General features: G+C 52.0%; 5 protein-coding genes. 2 read left to right on the plus strand and 3 right to left on the minus strand.

The features are described from left to right. The first annotated feature begins 609 nt into the window (after positions 1-609). On the plus strand, positions 610-903 hold the full coding sequence (locus tag WKI41_RS21750; protein WP_425341044.1) for a glycosyltransferase: 294 nt from the start codon (positions 610-612) through the stop codon (positions 901-903). Further along, positions 851-1,399, plus strand: a complete 549-nt coding sequence (locus tag WKI41_RS14120; protein ID WP_340194141.1) for a glycosyltransferase family 4 protein — start codon at positions 851-853, stop codon at positions 1,397-1,399. Before WKI41_RS21750 ends, WKI41_RS14120 begins: the two co-directional genes overlap by 53 nt. Before the next feature lie 37 nt (positions 1,400-1,436). Here WKI41_RS14120 and WKI41_RS14125 read toward each other — a convergent pair whose 3' ends face one another. Genes WKI41_RS14125 through WKI41_RS14135 form a run of 3 tightly spaced genes read right to left on the minus strand, consistent with a single transcriptional unit; the run spans position 1,437 to position 5,572 of the window. Next, on the minus strand, positions 1,437-3,458 hold the full coding sequence (locus WKI41_RS14125; protein WP_340194142.1) for an acyltransferase family protein: 2,022 nt from the start codon (positions 3,456-3,458) through the stop codon (positions 1,437-1,439). Positions 3,459-3,482: 24 nt separating this feature from the next. Further along, a complete protein-coding gene (locus WKI41_RS14130) occupies positions 3,483-4,343 on the minus strand; it encodes a glycosyltransferase family 2 protein (protein ID WP_340194143.1) in 861 nt (286 codons plus the stop codon). After that, positions 4,340-5,572, minus strand: coding sequence for a glycosyltransferase family 4 protein (locus tag WKI41_RS14135; RefSeq protein WP_340194144.1), 1,233 nt, complete (start codon positions 5,570-5,572; stop codon positions 4,340-4,342). The genes WKI41_RS14130 and WKI41_RS14135 overlap by 4 nt, the downstream gene beginning before the upstream one ends. Positions 5,573-5,591: the final 19 nt, after the last annotated feature.

The raw sequence follows: 5,591 nt of genomic DNA on the forward strand, positions 1-5,591 counted from the left end.
GCGGACCGATGCTGGCAAAGGCGAAACGATCGATCGTCGCATTGAGAACTGCACCTTCGTAGATATCGCAATAAGGTGAAAGGTCGGTACCGCCACCAGCTTATCCCAATCTCGAAGGCGCTCGCGAACGGGTTTTAAGCAACGTCTTCATCAATCTTCCTTTTAAACGACCGCATCAAGTTGCAACGTGGTTACACCGAATAAATTAAATCAATATCGGCTGTGATTATTTATTCTATTCAAAAGCTAGCCAAAGATGTATAACATAAGCCAGAAAAATTATCCACCTAGGTTAATATGACTGCAAAATTGACAGCTTACTGAAAAATCTCAGCTCCATGATCAATCTTCTTTGCAACTCATGTCACACAGTAGAAACGACACTACGCCGCAGCAAGACGTAATACTGAAGGTTTATGCCGATCGGCGCTGGCCACTTCTATCCGGGATCTGCACCCTAGAGCATGAACTGGAAGTTCGTTGCCCAGCCGACATTCAAATCATTGACCTTGAAGTCCCGGGCAGCATTGGCAGCCCATTTTCCCCTCTCGCCGTCATGCGCGCCTTTCAACGAAAGGTAAGAACACAATGTTCTATAGCGCTGGCTTCATGCCACCGATTTGGACCTCGAAACCGACGGTTATTTTCGTTGATGACCTGATGCATCGCCAGTTCTATGGTTGGGCAAAGCGCTTCTATTACGACTGGGTGCTTCGCTTTTTGTACCGCCGTTGCACTGCCATATGCTGCGTCTCAGAATATTCACGAAACGAATTCCTTGAATGGTCCGGCGTCCGGCCAGAAAAGGTTCATGTGGTCCACAGCATGTGTTCGGCGGACTTCACCGTGGATGGTGCTCGGTCACGACTACATTGTTTATTGCGGCAACCATCGGACTTATAAGAACCTCGACCGTTTGATCCGCGGCTACGCGCAATCGCAGCTGCCATCTGCCGGTGTCCGCCTGCTGCTCACCGGCAAACGCAATGAGGCGCTCGCCGCCACAGCTCAGGAAGTCGGCGTTTCAGATAAAGTGGTCTTTACCGGCTTCCTGCCCGCGGAGAATATTCCCAAGCTTTACCGCAGCGCCAAAGCTATCGCCTATCCGTCTTTACAGGAGGGATTTGGATTACCAATTCTCGAGGCCTATCACTCAGGCGTTCCTATCGTCACCTCCAACATCACCTCGATGCCGGAGGTCGCTGGCGATGGGGCAATTCTGGTCGATCCATACTCGATCGAGGAGATCCGAGACGGTCTGAATAAAGCGGTCTTTGACGAGGCGGCGCGAAGGGCTTTGATTAAAAGAGGCTTCCGCCGCGCTAATGATTTCGGCTGGGATAAATCAGCCGCAAAGCTCTGGGGTATCGCTCGCAAAGCAAGCCTCGGCGGTAGTTAAGCGGCAAATTTGTCCCCAAAACCAAGGCGGCGAGATCCTACGGCTGCCCGGCTCCTGTAATCGCCGCCCGCAATGCTGGCACAAGTCTTTTGTTTCCGAACTCATTGACGTGGTTGTCGTCGTAGAACAGCGGGTGGCCGTTCGGTGCGGCCTGGCACTCAGCCGGTCCAGGGCCACAGAATGACGGGAAAGTCGCTATCGGCGTTATGTCACATTTCTCTTGCATCTTATCGAATAGCTCGTTCGCTCGCGCGAATTTCGTGTCGTAGGCCGCCTTTGAAAATTCGATTTTCGGCGCTTTGCCAGACCAAAGTATTCCATAAGCGACGTGGCGGGGGAGGTAGCTACCAGGAAGCGGTATCGGCCTAAGGGCGAACACTTTGCGATCCTTGCGCACTGCGCAGGCAAAAGTGGCCTTGCCGTTTTCTATGGGGCTGCCAAAATCGAGGCGCGGCTCCACGGAGGCGCTATATTTTTTTGTGTCCTCGCGAAGGAGATCGTTTGTCAGGTCGTTCGGGCCGTAGCTCGCTCGGTTTACGATCAGGAGGGGTATAGACTTGTCTTCAGACAAGATCTTTTTGAATGCCAGTTGATTGAAATTGCCGCATTCCATACTTTTGAACGTCCCGACGCCTATCATGGTAGGGCATCCCGAGAGCCCCAAAACTCGCACCGAACCAACCTCACGAAGCGCTTCGGCGGCAGCGCTTGCAACGGCGTCGGCGTGGCTATCACCGATAAGGATCAGCCGAACGGGGCCATCGCCCAAGACGCAGTCACTTAGTACCCGTCCGTCGGTCTTGTCGGACAGGCAGTTATCGCGCATGGGGTTCAATTCCCTGGCCGCGCCGTCCGCGATCACAACCTGCTCCGAGACGCGTTCTGGGAGCCCTCGCGCGGTGGTAACGGCTAAACCCGCCATAATCGGGACACCGAAGAGCAGTATCGCAGCACCGCGGCGCCAAGCTACAGGACGAGAACGATAAAAGTTCTGAAACGGCACCTCGACGAAGTAATATGATAAACATCCCAGAATGACCGATAGCACCAACCCGAAGGTCACCCATAGCGGTTCAGATAAACGCTCCGCCAATCGTAGCACTATGGTCACGGGCCAGTGCCAGAGATAGATGGAGTAAGACCAAAGGCCGAGGTAATAGACAAGCGAAAACCTGCCGATGGCCAAACGTTTGTACCCCGCGGCGATGATCAGTGCCGTGCCAACGGTCGGCAGAAGGGCATAAGCGTTAGGCCAGTTGCCGGAATGGAACGGCACCATCAGCATGAGGAGGATCAAGCCGGTTCCAAAAAGGAATACGCTGAATCGCCTCATGCGCACCAAGGCGCCCTGGTGAATGAATAGTAGGCCGCCTAAAATCATTTCCCAACCGCGTGTCGGCAGCAAAAAAAAGCTCGCCGATGGCTTCCAATTCGAAATGAAGAGACACAGCGCAAGCGACGCAAATAACCCCAGCCACAGGATCCGGGTTCTAAAACTGCGAAGAAAGGTAAGCTTTTCGACCGTCAGCAAAATTACTGGATATAAGATATAGAATTGCCACTCGACTGAGAGGGACCAAGTATGGAGTAGAAACTTATATTCAGATCCGGTATTAAAATAACTGTCTTGGCTCCAGAAGAGAAAGTTCGAGATAAAAATGGAAGTGTAGGCGACCTGTTGCCCCATTTTCTGGTAATCGAAGGGTGTGATGAAGAAATAACCACCGACGATCACCGCTATACATAGAACGGACAGGGCCGGATAGATGCGAGTGAAGCGAGCCTTGTAAAATCTCCAAAGCAAGAACTCCTCTTTGTCCAGCGCCGTGACAATGATTTTGGTCATCAAATATCCGGAAATGACAAAAAATATATCGACCCCGATAAAGCCGAACTCAAAGCCCGGAATATGGAAGTGGAACAAAACCACGATTGAGACAGCAAGCGCCCTGAGCGTATTGATGGAATAATCGAAACGCTCCATGACAGGTGGGGCCACTATCGTGACAAAATCACTGGTAAGCAGGCCGGACTTCGCAGTGGCAGGATTTTTGTTCACAAGCTGATCCAATGGAAATGAGTTTTAATGAAAGGGCTCAACCGCGCCTATCGCACCAGCCAAGCAGCCGCTCGCGGAAGGCAATAAAGCGATAACTTGCCTGACGGAACGTCCCCTGGCAAGCGTGGCCATACTTCCCGCCAGCGGCCTGGCAGCCATGTACAAGACGAACCATAGTGGATAACCGCCTAGACGCATCACGCGGCCAAATCCGCGATTGTAGCGACGTCCCCGGTGCAGCGCCGCTTTATCGAAGACTGCGAGCGGTTCGGGATGAACGATGCGAAGGGCAGGGTCATAAAGCCCTTTGGCGCCGGTTCGTAAGGCGCGCAACATCAGTTCAGTTTCTTCACCGGCACCCCATACGGTACCCGAGCCTACGCCTAGATCTTCATTGAAAAGGCCAGCGGCCTTGAGTGTATCGTTACGATAGAATGTAGTATATGAAGTTTGGCTGGTCCAGATGTTGAACCGGTCGATACTATGCGGCTGCGCTCCCCATCGTCCTTGCGAGGATACACCGGTCGGAGTGATGCTCATCCCGGTATAAATGCCCAATGCCAGATCAGAGGAAAAGGCTGACAGGACCCGCTCCAAAGTATCTTTGCGATAGATGCAATCGTCATCGGGAAAAGCGACAATGTCTCCGGTGACGTGTGTCAGACCGAGGTTACGACCACGAGACAGGCCCTTACGGGGGTCGCGGATATACTGGACAGGCAAATCGCCCTTGAAGTCGCTTATGACTTTTTCGGTCGCTGCGTCGGCACTCTGATCAACAATGATGATCTGCGACGCCACAACAGATTGCGCTTTAAGCGACTCCAAAAGTTCCCCGATTTGTCTAGGCCTGTTCATTGTGGACGTGACGAGGGAAATTTTCACTGGCGGAACCCTTTCGCATGATGAAAAGCCATTGATTCCTTCCTGTCACCACTGGGAAAAACGGCCGCCAAATTCTCTAACTGCTGCTTGTTCCAATTGAGCGCATCCTGATATGAGGCCAGGCCCTTCGCTTTACGCAAGTCTTCGTCCCGAACGAGGTCGATCACCGCCTTAGCCATAGCCTCATGGTCAAAATTATCGACAGTCACCACTCCGTTGCAGTACGCATCTGGCAAGCCTCGGGCGCCAGTACGGGTCGCTACGGTCACAACGCCGCAAGCCATTGCATCTAAGAGTTTTATAGCGATGCCAGTGCCTTTGAGGATGGGATTGAGCGAAATAGTGCCTAAGGAAAAAGCATCAACGACGTCTTTAAGCAAACCAACTTTCCTCACGCCATCTCTGTCGGCGATCCTGCGACATACGCTTCCCGCAACTTTCAATTCGAAGCCGGGAACCTCCTTGCGAATTAGCGGCAAGACATGCTCGGAAAAGTAATCGACGGCCTGAACGTTTGCGTCGTTTCCTGACCCAATGAAGACGGCATCGGACGGCGAATAGTCGTTTATCGGCCTGCTGACATCGACAAGATGGCTTACAACGACGACATTTTGGGCGGCTCCGTCCAACTGACGGCGAAACAACTTTGCTTCGTCATCTTGGATCGCAACAACAACATTCGCCCGTCGAAATCCACGAGCCTGCTCGGAGGCCGGGACAGAAAAAAGGGACTTGGCGGATCCGACTGCCCTATGTCTGTCGGAAAACGAGTCGTGAGTATCAAGCACTTTCACGATGTCGTCTGGAAAGGCGCTAAAAGCAGCTGTCTGAAAAACATACTCCACCATAACTGCGTCAAATCGATGGATTTGGTTCAAATGTGAGAGGCGCTTACGAAACGTCTCAGGAAAAAATTCGTCAAGACCATGGTAGAACTGTCGCTCATCACCGAGTATTCGCCAGAAACGGCGTTTAGCATTGCCAAATAATCTCTTTGGCAGGTAAAGAGCCTTATAAATGATATCTGGCACCAAATAGGAAAAGCGCAATGCGCCAAACTCATTCAGATGCCCCTCGATATCAATATTTGTACCTGGGCGAAGTGGCAGTAGTATCAAGTGAACCTCGTGCCCCATTTTTCTGAGACCTCTCGTCAGGTTCAATATGCGGCGACTATTTCCTTCAATAGCAGGAACAACAGGATAAGACGTCACAACGGCTATCTTCATCTAAGTGTCCCTACAGCTT

This window comes from Agrobacterium larrymoorei, from assembly GCF_037722385.1.
In the GTDB taxonomy this organism is placed as follows: domain Bacteria; phylum Pseudomonadota; class Alphaproteobacteria; order Rhizobiales; family Rhizobiaceae; genus Agrobacterium; species Agrobacterium larrymoorei_C.

Coding starts and splice junctions, on each gene's coding strand:
- WKI41_RS21750 (WP_425341044.1), top strand. CDS start 610: ATGCCACCGATTTGGACCTCGAAACCGACGGTTATTTTCGTTGATGAC.
- WKI41_RS14120 (WP_340194141.1), top strand. CDS start 851: ATGGTGCTCGGTCACGACTACATTGTTTATTGCGGCAACCATCGGACT.
- WKI41_RS14135 (WP_340194144.1), bottom strand. CDS start 5,572: ATGAAGATAGCCGTTGTGACGTCTTATCCTGTTGTTCCTGCTATTGAA.